1 protein-coding gene is annotated in these 236 nt (G+C 47.5%); it reads left to right on the top strand.

The window, feature by feature from the left end; all coding sequences use genetic code 11:
• The coding region (gene rplQ, locus B3180_RS04810; RefSeq protein ID WP_286843337.1) for a 50S ribosomal protein L17 at positions 1-236 on the top strand (236 nt) is incomplete at both ends.

The following is a 236-nucleotide window of genomic DNA, read 5'->3' as shown; positions in this document are numbered from 1 at the left end:
ATGTTCCGCAACATGGCAAGCTCTTTGGTGCGTCATGAGATCATCAAGACGACTTTGCCAAAAGCAAAAGAGTTACGTCGCGTTGTTGAGCCGTTGATCACAATGGCAAAACAAGACAGCGTAGCAAATCGTCGTCTGGCGTTCGCACGCACACGTGACAAAGAAGTTGTTGGCAAGCTGTTTAATGAGTTAGGTCCGCGTTATGAAGAACGCCCAGGTGGTTACACTCGTATTAT

This window comes from Idiomarina sp. UBA4206 (genome assembly GCF_002383015.1).
GTDB lineage: Bacteria > Pseudomonadota > Gammaproteobacteria > Enterobacterales > Alteromonadaceae > Idiomarina > Idiomarina abyssalis.
The sequence above is the reverse complement of the archived record's forward strand: the minus strand, read 5'-3'. Positions and strand labels throughout refer to the sequence as shown.